Annotated in this window: 15 protein-coding genes; 4 read left to right on the top strand and 11 right to left on the bottom strand. The window is 70.9% G+C overall.

The features are described 5' to 3' along the window. Window positions 1-13 precede the first annotated feature (13 nt). Window positions 14-1,003, bottom strand: coding sequence for an ABC transporter permease (locus JHY01_RS19215; protein ID WP_205327294.1), 990 nt, complete (start codon window positions 1,001-1,003; stop codon window positions 14-16). Window positions 1,004-1,034: 31 nt separating this feature from the next. Then, entirely contained in the window at window positions 1,035-2,711 is a 1,677-nt protein-coding gene (locus JHY01_RS19210) for an ABC transporter substrate-binding protein (protein WP_205327293.1), read from the bottom strand. Window positions 2,712-2,858: 147 nt separating this feature from the next. Between JHY01_RS19210 and JHY01_RS19205 the strand changes: the two genes are divergently transcribed. Together JHY01_RS19205 and JHY01_RS19200 are read left to right on the top strand one after the other, a co-directional pair. Further along, window positions 2,859-4,079 (top strand): ROK family transcriptional regulator, encoded by a 1,221-nt coding sequence (locus tag JHY01_RS19205; protein ID WP_205327292.1) that lies wholly within the window; start codon window positions 2,859-2,861, stop codon window positions 4,077-4,079. Between the two features lie 97 nt (window positions 4,080-4,176). Next, the gene (locus JHY01_RS19200) at window positions 4,177-5,358 is read left to right on the top strand and encodes an ROK family transcriptional regulator (RefSeq protein WP_205327291.1); all 1,182 of its coding nucleotides are present in this window, start codon (window positions 4,177-4,179) and stop codon (window positions 5,356-5,358) included. A gap of 5 nt (window positions 5,359-5,363) precedes the next feature. On the opposite strand, the gene JHY01_RS19195 is transcribed toward JHY01_RS19200, so the two are convergent. The 9 genes from JHY01_RS19195 to JHY01_RS19155 form a co-directional block, all read right to left on the bottom strand. Beyond that, on the bottom strand, window positions 5,364-6,308 hold the full coding sequence (locus JHY01_RS19195) for a sugar phosphate isomerase/epimerase (RefSeq protein WP_205327290.1): 945 nt from the start codon (window positions 6,306-6,308) through the stop codon (window positions 5,364-5,366). Beyond that, the gene (locus JHY01_RS19190) at window positions 6,305-7,810 is read right to left on the bottom strand and encodes a tripartite tricarboxylate transporter permease (protein WP_205327289.1); all 1,506 of its coding nucleotides are present in this window, start codon (window positions 7,808-7,810) and stop codon (window positions 6,305-6,307) included. The genes JHY01_RS19195 and JHY01_RS19190 overlap by 4 nt, the downstream gene beginning before the upstream one ends. Further along, complete coding sequence (locus tag JHY01_RS19185) at window positions 7,810-8,379, bottom strand: tripartite tricarboxylate transporter TctB family protein (RefSeq protein ID WP_205327288.1); 570 nt, start codon at window positions 8,377-8,379, stop codon at window positions 7,810-7,812. Before JHY01_RS19185 ends, JHY01_RS19190 begins: the two co-directional genes overlap by 1 nt. Further along, window positions 8,376-9,335, bottom strand: coding sequence for a tripartite tricarboxylate transporter substrate binding protein (locus tag JHY01_RS19180; protein ID WP_205327287.1), 960 nt, complete (start codon window positions 9,333-9,335; stop codon window positions 8,376-8,378). The genes JHY01_RS19185 and JHY01_RS19180 overlap by 4 nt, the downstream gene beginning before the upstream one ends. A 44-nt stretch (window positions 9,336-9,379) precedes the next feature. Beyond that, entirely contained in the window at window positions 9,380-10,381 is a 1,002-nt protein-coding gene (locus tag JHY01_RS19175) for a 4-hydroxythreonine-4-phosphate dehydrogenase PdxA (protein ID WP_205327286.1), read from the bottom strand. A 137-nt stretch (window positions 10,382-10,518) separates the two neighbouring features. Further along, a complete protein-coding gene (locus JHY01_RS19170) occupies window positions 10,519-11,229 on the bottom strand; it encodes a GntR family transcriptional regulator (RefSeq protein ID WP_205327285.1) in 711 nt (236 codons plus the stop codon). A gap of 10 nt (window positions 11,230-11,239) precedes the next feature. After that, the gene (locus tag JHY01_RS19165; RefSeq protein WP_205327284.1) at window positions 11,240-11,998 is read right to left on the bottom strand and encodes a triose-phosphate isomerase family protein; all 759 of its coding nucleotides are present in this window, start codon (window positions 11,996-11,998) and stop codon (window positions 11,240-11,242) included. Window position 11,999: 1 nt separating this feature from the next. Next, window positions 12,000-12,455, bottom strand: coding sequence for a ribose-5-phosphate isomerase (locus tag JHY01_RS19160; RefSeq protein WP_205327283.1), 456 nt, complete (start codon window positions 12,453-12,455; stop codon window positions 12,000-12,002). Further along, window positions 12,452-14,173 (bottom strand): dihydroxyacetone kinase family protein, encoded by a 1,722-nt coding sequence (locus tag JHY01_RS19155; protein WP_205327282.1) that lies wholly within the window; start codon window positions 14,171-14,173, stop codon window positions 12,452-12,454. The genes JHY01_RS19160 and JHY01_RS19155 overlap by 4 nt, the downstream gene beginning before the upstream one ends. A gap of 140 nt (window positions 14,174-14,313) precedes the next feature. Here JHY01_RS19155 and JHY01_RS19150 point away from each other — a divergent pair, with 140 nt between their 5' ends. Then, window positions 14,314-15,447 (top strand): PLP-dependent aspartate aminotransferase family protein, encoded by a 1,134-nt coding sequence (locus JHY01_RS19150; RefSeq protein ID WP_205327281.1) that lies wholly within the window; start codon window positions 14,314-14,316, stop codon window positions 15,445-15,447. Between the two features lie 67 nt (window positions 15,448-15,514). Beyond that, window positions 15,515-16,501 carry an NAD(P)-dependent oxidoreductase gene (locus JHY01_RS19145; RefSeq protein ID WP_205327280.1) on the top strand — a complete coding sequence of 329 codons (987 nt, stop codon included), beginning with the start codon at window positions 15,515-15,517 and terminating at the stop codon, window positions 16,499-16,501. The last annotated feature ends 1 nt before the right edge of the window (window position 16,502 follow it).

Genomic DNA, 16,502 nt, shown 5'->3' with positions numbered 1-16,502 from the left:
TGCGGGTCTCCCGTCAGGACCGGGCGCGGGTGCGCGGGTCGATCAGGCCGTACAGCAGGTCGACCACGAGGTTGGCGCCGAGCACGGCGAGGGTGATGAACAGGAAGAGACCCTGCATGAGCGCGTAGTCGTTGTTCGACACCGCGCCGAGCAGCCGCCCGCCGATGCCGGGGTACGAGAACACCTGCTCCGTGATCACCGAGCCGGAGACCACGAAGCCGAGCGAGATCGCGAATCCGGCCACCGACGGCAGGACGGCGTTGCGGGACGCGTAGGAGCGCAGGATCTTCCGCGGCGAGAGGCCCTTCGCCTCGGCGGTGAGGATGTAGTCCTCAGAGAGCGTCGAGACCATCATGTTGCGCATCCCGAGCAGCCAGCCGCCGATCGAGGCGAGCACGATGGTGAGCGCGGGCAGGAACCCGTACGTGATCGCCGAGCCGATGAACTCCGCGTTCCACCCGGGGGTGAGCACGACGTCGTAGCCCCCTTGCAGCGGGAACCAGCCGAGCACGCGGGCGAGCAGGTACGTGAGCAGCAGCGCCAGCCAGAAGTACGGGACGGCCGCGAGCAATGTGGTCGCGGGGATGAGCGAGTCGAGCCAGGTGCCCGGTTTCCAGCCGACGAAGGCGCCGAGGGCCACGCCGAGCACGGCGGCGATGACCGTCGCCAGGCCGACGAGGACGACGGTCCACGGCAGCGACTGGGCGATCACCTCGCTCACCGGCGCCGGGTAGTAGCTCACCGAGACGCCGAGGTCGCCTTGGAACAGGTTGCCGAGGTAGTCGATGTACTGCCGCCACAGCGGCAGGGAGTCGTCGCCCCCGAGGAGCAGCGCATAGGCCTCCCTGGTCTCGGGCGTGACCGTGCCGCCGCGCTGCTGGAGCTTCGCCAGCAGAATGTCGACCGGGTTGCCCGGGAGCATGCGGGGGATCGCGAAGTTCAGCGTCAGCGCGGCCCACAGGGCGACGGCGTAGAAGCCGATCTTGCGCAGGAAGTAGCTCATGCGGTTCTCCTTCGGGGGCGACGGGGGCGCGTCAGCCCTGCGGCTCGAGGTGCTTGAAGATCTCGGCGGCGTCGAACGCCGACCAGACCGCCGGGAAGGCGTACAGGTCGTCGTCGGAGGGCCAGCCGGAGAACTTCGAGGTGTTCCAGACGCTCGTCGTGCCACCGGTCAGGATCGGGATGTACGGCATGTCGCGCACGATCTCGCCCTGGATGGTGTCGAAGTACGGCTGCCGGGCGGCCGCGTCGTCGAGCGGCATCTGCACGAGGGCGTCCATCGCCTCGTCGACCGCGGGGTTGCTGTAGCGCGAGTAGTTGTTGCCCGCGGCCTCGCCCACTGCCGCTCCCGAACTGGAGTCGAAGAAGTAGTTGTAGAGGTAGTACGGGTCGGCCGTGGGGCCCTGCCACAGCGAGTCGATGGCGAGCTGGAAGTTGCCCTTGCCCTTCTTGTCGGTCCACTCGTTCCAGGAGGACTGCGCGGCCTTGACCTCGATGCCGGCCGCGGCGGCCTGCGAGGCGATCGTGTCCACGGCGGTGATGTAGTCGGTCCAGCCGGTGACGACCTCGATGGTCAGCGAGAGCCGCTCGCCGTCCTGCTCGTAGATGCCGTCGTCGCCCTTGGTCCAGCCGGCGCCTTCGAGGAGCTGGGCGGCCTTCGCGGTGTCGGGCTCGGTCGGCACGGTCTTCTCGGTGACGGCGGCCGAGACGAAGGAGTCCTGGCTCGGGGTCAGCGCGAAGGTCGGCGACATGTCGCTGGCGGTGTCCATGAACGCGAGGCTGTTGATCTGCGCGCGGTCCATCGCGTAGTAGAGCGCCTGGCGCACGGCCGGGTCGGTCTGCGGCCCTTCGCAGCCCATGTCCGCGCTCGAGCACGAGGCGAGGACCATCTGGTTCTGCGCCTGCGTGTAGGCGTCGTAGTTCGGGAAGTTCTCGTGCGTGTTCTGGATGTCCGGGATCGGGCCGGTCTGCCAGTCGATGGTGCCCGCGGCGATCGCGTCGGCGCCCGCCTGGTTGCCCGAGAGCGCGAGGAAGCGGATCTGCTGCACCTTCGGCTCGCCGCCCCAGTAGTCGGGGTTGGCCTTGTAGGTGAACGCCTGCGGCTTGAAGTCGTCGAGGAGGTACGCGCCGGTGCCGACGGGCTCCTCCATCACGTCCTCAGCGGGGTTGACGTCCTTCCAGAGGTGCTCGGGCACGATCGGCGTGCTCAGCAGGTCCGGTCCGCGCACGAACGCGGGCTCGGCGAACGTGAGGGTGACGTGGGTGTCGTCGACGGCCGCGACCTCGCCGTCGAAACCGCCCGTGTTGATGGCGGGGTTCGCTTTGATCATGTCGAACGTGAACGCCACGTCCTCGGCGGTGAACGCCTCGCCGTCGCTCCACTCGACGCCTTCGCGCAGCGTCACCGAGAGCACGGTGCCGTCCTCGTTCCACGCCGACTCGGTGCCCAGCAGCGGCACGGGGTCGGAGACCTCGGCCTTGTTGTGGAAGAAGAGCGGCTCGTAGATCGTGCCGAGGGCGCCGATCCGGGAGGGCGAGAAGGGGTTGAAGTTGATCTGGTAGTCACCGGCCTGGCCGGTGTAGGCGATGAGGGTGGCCGGGTCGCCGCTGCCGCCGGAGCCGCCTGAGGAGCAGCCCGTCGCGAGCAGGCCGATCGCGGCCGCGCCCGCGAGCAGCGCCGCGGCACTTCGCCTTCGGATGTTGAGAGACATCATTGTCCTTTCAGGACCGTGGGGGGATCTCCCACGGGACGGGAGGGGTGGCGTCCGCTCCGGGCGCCGTGTTTATTATTAACGCGTTAAATTAAACGTGTCAAGAAGAAGTTTCGGTTCAGTGAACGGGCCCGGAGGGAGCACCGCATGGCCGCCACCGGCCGCGCCGCCACAGCCGGACGCATGCTCGACCTGCTGCGCACGCAGGGCACCTTGAGCCGCGTCGAGCTCGCCGAGCGGACCGGCCTGACCCCGGCGACGATCACCAACACCGTGCGCCGCCTCATCGACGCCGGGCTCGTCCACGAGATCGGCCGCGGGCACCAGAGCGGGCGAGGCCAGCCCCGGCGCCTCCTCGAACTCGACCCGAACGCCTGGCACGCCGTCGGCATCCAGGTCGACCGCACCACCACCACGATCGTGGTACTCGACTTCGCCGGAACCCGCGTCGCCGATGCCAGCCTCCGCGGCTCAGGGGGCGAGAGCCCCGAGACGACCATCGCCGCCCTCGTCGAGCACGTCACGGAACTGCTGCGGCACAGCGGCATCGCGCCCGAGCGGGTGCTGGGCGCCGGGCTGGTGACGCACGGGCCGCAGGACCGCGAGCGCGGGATGCTGCTCACCGCGCAACCCGACCCGGCCTGGCTCGAATTCCCGCTCACCCGCACGCTCGCCGAGGGACTCGGCATCCCGGTCCTGCTGGAGAACGACGCCACGGCGGCGGCGTTCGGCGAGCAGTGGGCCGGGGCCGTCCCGGCCGACACGTTCGGGCTGATCTACATGGCCTCCGGCATCGGCGGCGGCGTGATCGTCGACGGCGAGAGCTACCGGGGCCGGACCTCGAACGCCGTCGAGATCGGGCACGTCGCGCTCGGCGGGGGCCGCGCTCCCTGCCTCTGCGGCAACAACGGCTGCGCCCAGGCCGAGGCGAGCCCGGGGGCCGTGGTCGCGCAGGCCCTCGCCGACACCGCGCTCACGGCGCGGCTCGGCATCCGGGGCGACCCGGAGGACACCCTCGCCGACTTCGAACGGCTCGCCCGCGCCTGGCGCACCGGCGACCGGGAGGCCGCGGCCCTGCTGGAGCGGTCCGCGGGCTGGATCGGTCGGGCCGCGGTCACCCTCGTCAACCTCTTCGACCTCGACACGGTCGTGCTCGCCGGACCCGCGTTCGCCACCTCCGGGCCGCTGTACCGGCGGCAGGTGGCCGCCGAGCTGGAGCGGCGCGCGCTCACCAGGGCGCTGAGCCGCCCCGCCGTGCACCTCGCCGCCGATGTGGAGACCGCCGCGGCCATCGGCGGGGCGCTCCACGTGCTGCGCACCATGCCGTGGGACGTGCGCCGGACCCCGGCGGTCATCGGATCGGGGTGAGCAGGCGGGGCAAGTATGGTGGTGCGGATCGGTCTCGTGCAGGAGGCCGGGCCAGGCTCAGGAGGTCGCATTGAGGTCGTTCGGCTCGGACACGCGGATGTCCACGCTGTCCGTGGTGCTCGACCTCATCCGGGAGCGCACCACCGTCAGCCGCGTGGAGCTCGCCGAGGCCACCGGCCTGACGCAGGCGACCATGACGCACGCGGTGCGCCGGCTGATCGCGCTCGGCATGGTGCACGAAGTGGGCACGGCCCGCTCGGCCCGGGGCACGCCGCGGCGGCTCCTCGAGCTCCAGCCCGACGCCCGCCACATGGTCGGCCTCCAGTTCGACCGGTACACGGCGCTCGGCGTCGTCGTCGACCTCGCCGGGCATGTCGTGGCGCAGCGGGCGATGCCGGGTTCCGGCGACCGCGACCCGGGGGCCGTGATCGCCGACTACGCCGCGAGGATCGAAGCGCTGCTTGAGGATTCGGGGGTGCCGCGCGAGGGCGTGCTCGGCATCGGGGTCGCCACCCACGGGCCGCAGGACCGGGACGCGGGCGTGCTGCTGACCGAGTACCCGGCGCCCGCGTGGCGCGGCTACCCGCTCGCGGCCGAGCTCTCGGCGGCCGCGGGCCTGCCGGTGCGGATCGAGAACGACGCCACCGCCGCCGGGCTCGGCGTGCAGGCGCAGGACGGCGCGGCGTCGAGCTTCGCGGTCGTGTTCATGTCCGGCGGCATCGGCTCCGGCGTCATCCTCGACGGGTTCCCCTACCGGGGCGTGACCTCGAACGGCGTCGAGCTCGGGCACATCTCGGTGGACGCCCTCGGCGAGGTCTGCGGCTGCGGCAACCGCGGTTGCCTGGAGATCGTCGGCGGCCCGAACGCGGTGGTGCGCAATGCGAAAGAGCACCCGGAGCTGAGCGGGCGGCTCGACCTTGGAGGCGACCAGCTCGACGCGTTCATGCTCCTCGGCCGGGCGGCGCTCGCGGGCGACCCTGACGCCGCGGCGCTCATCGACGACTCGGCGCAGATGCTCGCCGTCGCCACCGTCTCGCTGGTGAACATGTTCGACGTCGGCCGCGTCGTGCTCGCCGGGCGGGCCTTCGAGGACCTCGGCCCGCGCTACCGGGACGCGATCCAGGAGGTGCTCGACCGGTCCGTGTTCATGCGGCAGGTCCACAGCGTCCGCGTCGAACTCGCCGCCGACGTCTCCCAGGCCCCGGCCATCGGCGGCGCGGCGATGGTCCTGCGGAACTTCCTCGAATCCTCGGGCCTGCGGGACCGCGACGCCGGGTGAGACCCTCAGCGCCGCTTGGGGAGGAGGGTCCGCAGGTAGCGCTGGTTCGTGGCGCAGACGCCGAGCGAGTCGCCGCCGTAGTGCTCCATGAGGAAGATGCCGCGGAAACCCTGCCGGACGGCGTCGCGCACTACCTGGCGGTAGTTGATGAGGCCGAGTTCGAGCGAGGTGGGCACGGCGCTGTGGAAGGCCCCGTCGGCCGACTCGTCGCGCGTGTAGTTCTTGACGTGCCAGTAGTTGGTGTACGGCAGCGTCTTCGCGTACAGCTCGCGCCAGTCCTCGACCGGGCGGTGCAGGCGCACCAGGTTGCCGACGTCGGGATTGAGGCCCACGTTGTCGAGCCCGATCTCCTCGATCAGGCGCACCGCACTGTCGGCCGTTCCGAGGTACGTGTCCTCGTACATCTCCAGGGACATCTGCAGCCCTACCTCGGCGGCGTGGCGGCCGAGGTCGCGCAGGCGCTCGACGGCGGTCCGCCACACCTCCGGGTCGTCGGGGTCCTTCGGGCCCTGGGCCGTCCAGAACCACAGGGCGTTGCGCTGCGCCTCGGTGAAGGGCCGGTGCAGGCCGGTCGAGAAGACCTCGACGCCCCACTCGGCCGCCGCGTCGATCGTTTTGTGCGCGTATGCGAGGTTCTCCTCCCCGCGACCGGGCCAGATGACGCTGCGGCGCTGCACGTGGACGCTCGGGATGCGCACCCCGTGCGAGGCCGCGATCGCCAGGAACTCGTCGCGGCGGGACGGGTCGAGCTCCGCGGGGCGGATCCGGTCGTCCGGGATCTCGGCGAGAGTGAAGCCGACGTCGGCGATCTGCGCGAAGACGTCGTCCCAGACCTCGGCGGGCGCGTCCTGGAACGCGATGCCGTCCGGGCCCGCGACGGGGAAGCCGTGCATGCAGGTGGCGATCGGCCAGGTGTCCGCGAGGTAGCGCGGGGCCGCTTGGTGGGTCACTGCGTCACGCTTTCCTTCTGGTTCTCCTTGCGGCCCTTGAGGAGGGCCCCGGTGATGCGGGGCACCGCGATCAGCGCGGCGGCGCACACCAGGATGCCGAGCGCGATCGGGCGGGTGAACAGGACGGCGAGGCTGCCGTCGCCGACCGCACTCGTCTGCACCAGCGCCTTCTCGAACAGCGGGCCCAGCACCAGGCCGAGCACGAGCGGCGCGATCGGCAGGTCGAGTTCCTTGAGGACGAACCCGATGACGCCGAAGATGAGCACCACCCAGACGCTGAACATGTTGTTGCTCACCGAATACGCGCCGATGCACGAGGTGAGGATGATGAGCGGGTACAGGTAGCCGTATGGGATGCGCAGCATCTGGGCGAACACCGGCGCGAGCGGCAGGTTGAGGACCAGGAGCAGCACATTGCCTACGAAGAACGACACCAGGAGGCCCCACACCAGGTCCGGCTGCTGCTCGAACAGGAGCGGGCCGGGCTGGAGGCCGTAGATCGTGAAGGCGCCCAGCAGGACCGCGGTGGTCGCGCCGCCGGGGATGCCGAGCGCGAGGGTCGGCACGAAGTTGGCGTTCGCCGCCGCGTTGTTTGCCGATTCCGGGCTCGCGACGCCTTCGATGGCGCCCTTGCCGAAGTTATCGCGGTTGCGGCTCACGCGGCGCTCGATGCCGTAGGAAATGAACGAGGCCAATGTGGATCCAGCACCCGGCAGCATCCCGAGGAAGAACCCGATGCCGGATCCGCGCAGGATCGAGGGCATGCTCTTGGCGACCTCGCGGGGCCGGATGACCATGTCCTTGAAGCGCGCCCGGATGGGCTTCTCCGCGCCCATGCGGATCTGGTGGAACACCTCGCCCAATGCGAACAGGCCGATCATGACCTCCACGAACGGGATGCCCGAGAGCAGGTCCACGTTGCCGAAGGTGAAGCGCGCCTCGCCGGAGCCGGCGGCGATGCCCACAGTGGCGAGCAGCAGGCCGGCCGCGGCCATGAGGGCGCCGCGCACGAACGCGCCGCCCTGGAAGGACACCACGATGACCAGGCCGAGGATCATGATCGCCAGGTTCTCGGCCGGACCGAACTCCAGGGCGAGGCCCGCGAGTGGCGGCGCCAGGCCCATGAGCAGGGCGAGCGAGATGATCGCGGCGATGAACGAGCCGATGGCGGCGATGGCCAGGGCCGCACCGGCTCTGCCCTGCTTCGCCATCTGGTAGCCGTCCAGTGTGGTCACCACGCTGGCGGCCTCACCTGGCGTCGCGATGAGCACCGAGGTGATCGTGCCGCCGTACTGCGCGCCGTAGTAGATGCCCGCGAGCATGATGAGCGCCGTGACGGGCTCGAACGTGAACGTCAGCGGCAGCAGCACCGCCACACCGGTGGTCGAACCGAGGCCGGGCAGCAGGCCGATCACCGTCCCGAGCAGCACGCCGACAAGGCACCAGACGAGGTTCTCCCAGGTCATCGCGGTCTGGAAGCCGAGGAGGAGGTTGTCGAGCATCAGATGAGCCCCAGCATTCCGGTCGGGAAGGGCACCCGGAGCCCTTGGGCGAAGACCAGCCACACGCACGCCAGCGCCACGGCGGTGACGGCGACGGCCGACAGGGGCCGCATCCGCTCCACGCCGATCGTGATCGCGAGTATCAGCAGGCCCATGGCGATGAGGAGGCCGGAGAAGGGCACGAGCAGTGCGGCGGCGAACACGAGCGCCAGGACGACCACGAGGTTGCGGTTGCGCTGGCGGGGCGTGCGGCCGAGGACGTCGATGCCGTCGGTCGGACCGCCGGTCTCGCCGTCGGCGATGAGCAGAGCGACGCCGGACCCGTTGGCGGCGTTGATGTCTGCATCGGCCGAAGCAGGGGCGCGGCGGGCCGCGAGCAGCTGCTGTGCGAGGTCGACGAGGGCGAGGACGGCGATGAGCGCGCCGGAGGCGGCGGGCAGGAGGCCCGTGCCGACCGCGCCGTCCTCGTTTTCGAGGCCGTAGCCGAGGCCGCCGACGCAGGCGGCGGCGCCGAGGGCCGCCAGGACCGCGGAGGCCGCGATCCTGGCGTTGCGAAGGGTGCGGGTCACTTGGCGAACACCGCTTCGAGCTCGGTGGACGCGGTGCCGAGGTAGTCGGCGAACTCGTCGCCGTACGCGACGTTGGGCTGCATGTAGTTGTCCTCGATGTAGGCCTTGTACTCCTCGGATTCGGCGAAGTCCTCGGCCGCGTCGATCCAGAAGGTCGTCGCGTCCTCGGGGATGCCGCCGGGGGCGATGAAGCCGCGGAACTGGGCGAAGGCCACGTTGATGCCCTGCTCGCCCGCGGTGGGGATATCGGCGAGTTCTTCGTAGGCGTAGCGCTCTTCGGAGAAGGCGCACAGGGCGCGCATGTCCCCGGATTCGAGCTGGCCGACCACTTCGCTCGGGTTGAGCGAGGCGATGTCGACCTGCTCGCCGAGCAGGCCTGCGACGACCTCGCCGCCGCTTTCGTAGGGGACGCGGTCGAATTCGACGCCCTGGTCCTGCTCGACCAAGGAGAACACGACCTCGTCGAGGCTCACCGCGCCGGAGACGGCCGCGACGACGCGTTCGGTGCGCGCGGCCTCGACGACCTGGTCGCAAGTGGTGTACGGCGAGTCGGCGCGGACGACCATGAGCGTGTAGTCGTCGCCGAGCTTCATGATCGGAGTGAACGAGGTGTAGTCGAACTCGACGTCCTGCGCGATGGGGAGCGTCAGGAGCGAAGTCTCGGCGGCCAGGAGGGTGTTGCCGTTGCCCTGCTGGCCGAGGAAATATGAGTAGCCGACTGCGCCGTTGCCGCCTTCGCGGTTCTCGGCGGTGATGTTGACGCCCGTGGCGGCCTCGAGGCCCTGGGCGACGGTGCGGCCGGAGACGTCGGAGCCGCCCCCGGCGGCGAACGGGACGACCATGGTCGTATTGGCGGCGCGGAACGAGCCGCCGCTGGCGCTCGTTTCCGAGCAGGCGGCGAGGGAGAGTGCGGCGACGCCGGCGAGGGACGCGGCGAGGATCTTGCTCGACTTCATTGTCATTTCCTTCATGCGGAGGGGATCTGATGGGGTTGCGCGGGTCAGGCGAGGGCCGCGGCCCGGGCCTGGGCGCCGACGCCGACGGCGGCGTCGAAGGCGTGCTCGTACGCGCCGGTGTTGGCGGACCGGGTGCCGACGAGGTCGAACGCGGTGCCGTGCGCGGGCGTGCAGACGGGGACGGAGAGGCCGCCCGCCATCGTCACGCCCCGGTCGAAGCCCATGAGCTTCATGGCGATCTGGCCTTGGTCGTGGTACATCGTGAGGACGCCGTCGAAATCGCCGCGGCGGGCCAGCACGAAGATGGTGTCGCTCGGGAAGGGCCCTTCGGCGGCATGCCCGGCGGCTTTGAGTTCGGCGACGGCGGGCCGGATGACGTCAATCTCCTCGCGGCCGAATGCGCCGTTCTCCCCAGCGTGCGGGTTGAGGGCGCAGACGCCGATCCTCGGGTGCTCGATGCCGCGGGCCCGCAGGACCCCTTCGAGGAGCCGGTAGCGCTCGAGGATCAGTTCGCGCGTGATCCCGGCGGCGACCTCGGACAGCGGGCAGTGGGAGGTGACGCGGCCGGTGGTGAGTTCGGGGAGGATGTTGAGCTCGGTGGCGCGGGTGCCGTCGTCGAGGACGGTCTCGAACCAGCTCATCTCGTCATTCTCGGTCATCCCGGCGAGGTGGAGCGAGGCCTTGTTGAGCGGCGCGAAGACGATCGCGTCGACCGTGCCCTGCTTGGAGAGTTCGAGCGCGCGGCGCAGGTTCGCCATCGCCCACTGCCCGCCTTCGCGGGTCGCGGCCTTGCGCTCGAACGCTTCGGCGGGGCGGGCGGCGCCGTTGTCGACGAGGACAGGGAGACCCCGGCCGGGGTCGGTGGTCCAGTCGAACGCGACGCCGGCGTCGGCCTGGGCGTCGCGGAGCTCCCGCTCGTCGCCGACGAGGTAGATCTCGGCCCGGGAGGTAGTGTCGGGCCGAGCGAGCTGTCGCGCGACGAGCTCGGGTCCGATGCCGCCGGGATCGCCGAGTGTGAGTGCGATCCGGGGTAGCGGATCAGGCATGATTTCCTGCTCTCTGCCCAGGTGGGCCACGTCGTTGTGCCGGAAGCCATCGTATGCGATAACAAAGATAATATATTCTATAGTGAGTGAAGACAAACCTTGCTCGAAACGATTTCGTAACGGGCGAGGCTTCTGTTTCAGTCGGTGCCGTGGCGCAGGGAACGGTCCCGCGCGTTCTCGATATGGGCGCGCATCGCGTGGACGCACGCCTCCTCGTCACCGCTCTCGAACGCCGCGAGGATCGCGGCGTGCTCGGCCACGGCCTCGTGCACGTCGTCCGGGCCGCGCAGCGCCAGCTGCCGCATCCGGTGGGTGAGCGCGCCGAGATCGTCGTACATCCCGCGAATGTAGCGGTTCCCCAAGTGTTCCAAGGGAACCAGGTGGAAATCCGTGTCGGCCCGGAAGTAGTCGTGCGTCAGCTCGATCGGCACGTCGCCGTACCCGTGCGCCTCGACCACCGCCTCGCTAGCGAGGCGGTGCCGCTCATGGGCCCGTCTCAGCGCCGGCACGACCTTCGCGGCCTCGGCGGCCGCGCCGCGCGTCGCCGCCGTCTCCAGCATGATCCGGGCCTCGTAGAGCTCCGCGAGCTGCCGCTCGTCGAGCGGCGGGGCGACGCGGTAGCCGCGCAGCGCCTCGCGCGTGACCAGTCCGGTGCGTTCGAGCTGCACCATCGCCTCGCGCACCGGCGTCGGCGAGACGTCGAGCAGCTTGGCCATGGACTCGGGCGAGAGCCGCGTCCCGGATTCGACCTCTCCCTTGAGGAGCATCTCGAGGATGCGGTCGTAGACCCGGTCGCGCAGGGCGCGCCGTTCGCGCTCGACGACGCGTCCGAGCGGCAGACTCGTCACGTACGGCCTCCTATGTCAGTTCCAGTGCTTCATCGAGGATACGGCCCATCGCCCGCGGGTCATGTGCCGAGCGGCCCAGGAAGAGGCCTTGGGCCGCAGGAACGATCCGACCGAGCAGGCCCGGGCCCGCGCTGCCGCCGTAGATCACGGCCGAGTCGGGGGCGGGCCCCGACCGGTCGAGCTCGATTCGCAGCGCCGTGCAGACCGCCCTGATGTGCGCCTCTGGCGCGGGCTCGGCCGCGCCGATCGCCCACACCGGCTCGTACGCCACGACCACGCGGCCCCGCAACCCCTCCCTCAGCGCCGGGCCGAGCGAGGCCTTGAGCTGCGAGACGCATCGGAGCGCCGCCTCGGCCGCCGAGCAGCGCTCGGCCTCGCCGATGCACAGCAGCGGCACCAGGCCCTCGGCGAGCACGGCCCGCACCTTCTTCGCGACCGTCTCGTCGGTTTCGCCGAAGAGGCGGCGGCGCTCGGCGTGGCCGATCTCCACCAGCTCGACGCCGAAGTCCCGCAGCTGCGGGGCCGACACCTCGCCGGTATAGGGGCCTTCCTCCCAGTGCACGTCCTGCGCGCCCACGCGCACCGGCGTGCCCTCGGCCAGCGCCGCGACCTCGGGGATCGACAGGAAACTCGGCACGATGAACGGCTCCACGCATTCGGCGACGACGGCCGGGTGGGTCCGGCAGGCCTCGATCACGGCGCAGCTCCACTCCCTGGTGCGTTCGCGTCCGAAGTAGAGCTTGAGGCTGGTACCGATGAGGAGGGGCACGTCAGCGGCTCTCGTAGGCGCGGATGCGGTCGACCTTGGCCTTGGAGTGGCTGGTCTCGTCGAAGGTGTAGGTGAGCCATTCGCGGGCGAGGCGGCGGGCGAGCTCAATGCCGACGACGCGCTGGCCCATGCAGAGGATCTGGGCGTCGTTGGAGAGAATCGATCGCTCGACCGAAAAGGAGTCGTGGGCGGTGACGGCGCGGATGCCGGGGACCTTGTTGGCGGCGATGGCGACGCCGAGTCCGGTGCCGCAGAAGAGGATCGCGCGGTCGGCTTCGCCGCGGGCCACGCGTTCGGCGGCTTCGACGGCGACCTGCGGGTAAGGTGTGTGGTCGTCCGAGACGACGCCGACGTCGAGGACGCTCGAGACGAGGCCGTTCTGTCCGAGGTCGTGTTTGACGGCCTCCTTGAATTCGAAGCCGGCGTCGTCGCTGCCGACGATCAAGCGCCACGTCATTGTTCCTCCTGGGGTTCGGCGAGGACCGTGTGGACGGTCCGGGTGAGCAGCGCGAAGGAGATCGCGCCCGGGTCGGGGGTGCCGATGGACCGCTCGCCGTGCGAGCGGGCGCGGCCGAGCGAAGCGGCCAGATCGGCGGTGCGGTCGGCGGCGGTCTGGGCCGCCCGGGCGGCGTGCGACCAGGCGTCGGCGAGGGGGCGGCCGTCGGCGACGGCGGCGTTGAGGGTTTCAGCGAAGGGCACGATGGCGTCGACCATGGTCTTGTCCCCTACGCGCGCCTTGCCGAAGGCCATGACGGCATCGCGGGCACGGGAGCAGCCCGCGGCGACGTCGGTGCGGGTGGGGGCGGTGTCGTCGCCGAGGCTCCCGCCGAGTTCGCGGAGCATGGCGGCCCAGATCGCACCGGAGGTGCCGCCCGCGCGGGCGCTCCAGGCGTCGGCGCAGCGGGTGAGGGCGGTGCCCGCTCCCGCTCCGGCGGCGATGGCGGCCCGGGCGGCGTCGCGGCCGGCGTTCACGCCGCGCCGCATCCCGATGCCGTGGTCGCCGTCCCCGGCGACCGAGTCGAGGCGGCCGAGTTCGTCGGCGGCGGCGTCGATCGCCTCGGCCATGGCGTCGAGGGCGGCGCCTACGATGGCGGCGGTGCGCTGGGATTCGGGGCTGCCCACGGGGATGGCGTCGGGGTCGGCGGCATGGGTCGGCACGATGACGCGTTCGTGTTGCGGCGCTATGCCTTTGCGGTAGGCGGGGGCGTCGGCGGGTGCGGTCCAGAGGCGTTCGAGTTCGACGTCGGGCCACAGCAGGGTGAGCGAGCATCCGGCCATATCGAAGCTGGTGCAGAGCTCGCCGACCTCGGGTTCGAGGACGTGCAGGCCCCGCTCGGCGAGGAGGCGGTTCACCGCGCGGTAGACGACGAAGAGCTCTTCGTACTTGACGCCGCCGAGGCCGTTGAGGAGCGGGACCACGCGGGTGCCGGCGCCTTCGGGCGTCTCTTCGAGGAGCCGTGCGACGAACATGGCGGCGAGTTCGTCCGCAGTGGGCACGGGGATCTCGTCGATGCCGGGTTCGCCGTGGATGCCGAGCCCCACGGCCATCTTTCCCTGCGGCACGGTGAAAAGCGGTGCGCTCGCGCCGGGGAGGGTGCAGCCGGAAAAGGCGACGCCGAAGGAGCGGGTGCGCTCGTTCGCGAGCGTCGCGACCCGTTCGACCTCGTCGAGGTCGTATCCTGCCTCGGCGGCGGCTCCGGCGATCTTGAAGACCGCGAGGTCGCCGGCGATGCCGCGGCGCTGGTGTCTGCGTTCGCTCGGGGCGCTCCAGATGTCGTCGGTGACGACGACGGTGCGCACGTCGTGTCCTTCGGCGGTGAGCCGCGCCTCGGCCTCATCGAAGTTGAGCACGTCGCCCGCGTAGTTGCCGTAGGCCAGCAGGATGCCGCGGCCCTGGTCGGCGGCCTTCGCGACCGAGTGGACCTGCTGGGCGGACGGGGAGGCGAAGAGGTTGCCCATGGCGGCGCCGTGCGCCAGCCCCGAGCCGACGAGCCCGCCGAACGCCGGGTAGTGGCCGGAACCGCCGCCGATCACGACGGCGACGGAAGGCGTTGCCGCGCGGGTGGATCGGACCACCCCGCCGGGCACGGGCTGGACCCAGGCGGCCGCGGCGGCGGCGAACCCCTCGATCATCTCGTCGGCGAACACCGCCGGGTCGTTGAACAGTCGCGTCATCGCGCCTCCTCGAGTTTCAATATTTAATATATTATACATGCTATCGCAGATTTCCTCGGGTCCGGTCGCTGGGCGGAACGTAAGCGAAAGTTAAGGACATTTCGTTGATCGCGCTTGGGCGCCACCGTAGCGTCAGCCCTATGAGCGACAGGCGAACCCGGTTCGAGACCCTCGCGGTGCACGGCGGTGAACCGCGGCCGGGCCGCGGCGGCTCGGTGGTCTTCCCGATCTACCAGGGGACGGTGTTCGAGGCCGATACCAGCGGCGGGATGCCGTACATCCGGCTCGGCACCAACCCTTCGCAGCGGCACCTGCACGGCAGGCTCGCGGCGCTCGAGGGCGCGGAGGCCGCGGTCGCCACCGCGTCGGGGATGGCCGCGATCACCGCGGCGCTCCACAGTGCGCTCGGCGCCGGCGACCACCTCATCGCCGCCGGGGCCTTCTACGGCGGCACTCGGCAGTTCCTCGCCGAGCACACCGAACGGCTCGGCTGGGCCTTCGACCTCGTCGACCCCGGCGACGCCGACGCGTGGCGGGAAGTCCTGCGCCCCAATACGAAGGCGTTCCTCACCGAGACCATCACCAACCCGGACATCAGGGTCGGCGACCTCGCGGGCGCGGCGGGCTTCGCGCGCGAGCACGGCCTGACCTCGATCATCGACAACACGCTCGCGACACCGGTGGTCTTCCAGCCGCACACGATCGGCTTCGACCTCGTCTGCCACTCGGCGACCAAGGCCCTCAACGGGCATTCCGACCTCTCCGCCGGGGCCGTGACCGGGTCGCGCGCACGAATCGAGCGCGTCGCCTCGGTGCTCAACGCCTACGGGTCCGCCCTCGACCCCCACGCGGCGTTCCTGCTCTCGCGCGGGCTCAAGACACTCGCGCTGCGGGTCCGCCAGCAGAACGCCAACGCCATGGCCGTCGCCGAATACCTCGCGGCGCATGACAGGATCGCGCAGGTCAGCTACCCCGGGCTGGCGTCGCACCCCGACCACGAGCGTGCCGCCGCGTGGTTCGACGGGTACGGTTCGGTGCTGTCGTTCCGTCCACACGGCGGCGCCGCGGCGGCCGAGGTGCTCGTCAAATCGCTGCGGCTGCCGTACGCGGCATCGAGCCTCGGCGGCGTCGAATCGCTCGTCACCCGCCCGGCGGCGGCCGGCCATGCCCCGCTCGGCGAGCCGGGCCCGTCCGAGGCCGACATCAGGTTCTCGGCCGGTATCGAAGCGGCCGAAGACCTGGTCGCGGACTTCGCGCAGGCGCTCGGCGACTAGAACCTGGCAGGGCTCTCGCGTCGCCGGTACACTTCGCCGCGTCGCGACCCGATAGGAGAACCACAGCATGCGCATCGTCGTCATCGGCGGCTCCGGCCACATCGGCACCTTCCTCGTACCGCGCCTCGTGCGCGCCGGGCACGAAGTCGTCAACATCAGCCGCGGCACCAGCAGCGCCTACGTCGACGCGCCCGAATGGCAACAGGTCCGGCAGGTCGTCGCCGACCGCGAGCGGCAGGACGCGGAAGGCGCCTTCGGCGCCACGGTCCTCGACCTCGAACCGGACGTCGTCGTCGACCTCGTCTGCTTCACCCTCGAATCCGCGACCGCGCTCGTCGAGGCGCTGCGCGGCCGCGTCGCGCACCTCCTCCACTGCGGCTCCATCTGGCGGTACGGCAGGAGCCGCAAGCTCCCCATCGCCGAAGGCGCCGACTCCACCGAACCGCCCCTCGACGAGTACGGCGTCGAGAAGGACCGCATCGCGCGGATGCTCAAGCAGGAGACCGCCTCGGGCGGCCTGGTCACCACCACCATCCACCCCGGGCACATCGTCGGCCCCGGCTGGCACCCGATCGGCCCGCTCGGCAACCTCGACCCGGCCGTCTGGACCGCCATCGCGAACGGGCAGACCCTCCGCGTGCCCGGCAGCGGCACCGAGATGATGCACCACGTCCACGCCGACGACCTCGCCCAGGCCTTCGAACTGGCCATCGCGAACCGCGACGCGGCCGCGGGCGAGGACTTCAACATCGTCGCCCCCACCGCCCTCAGCGTCCGCGGCTACGCAGGCATCGCCGCCGCCTGGTTCGGCCAGACCGCGACCCTCGAATCCGTGACCTGGGACGAGTTCCGCGCGAGCACCGAGCCCGGGCACGCCGACGCCTCATGGGGCCACCTCGACCGCAGCCAGTGCTTCACCATCGAGAAGGCCAAGTCCCGCTTGGGCTACGCCCCCGCGTACGAACCGGAGCAGGCCGTCCTCGAATCGCTCCGCTGGCTCGTCGACAACGGCGAGCTCGACCTGCCCGTCCCGATGCCCGCTCCGCCTCGATGAC

It is taken from the genome of Glycomyces sp. YM15, from assembly GCF_016918015.1.
GTDB lineage: Bacteria > Actinomycetota > Actinomycetes > Mycobacteriales > Micromonosporaceae > Glycomyces.
Note: the sequence above shows the minus strand (reverse complement) of the source record. Positions and strands in the feature narration are given on the sequence as shown.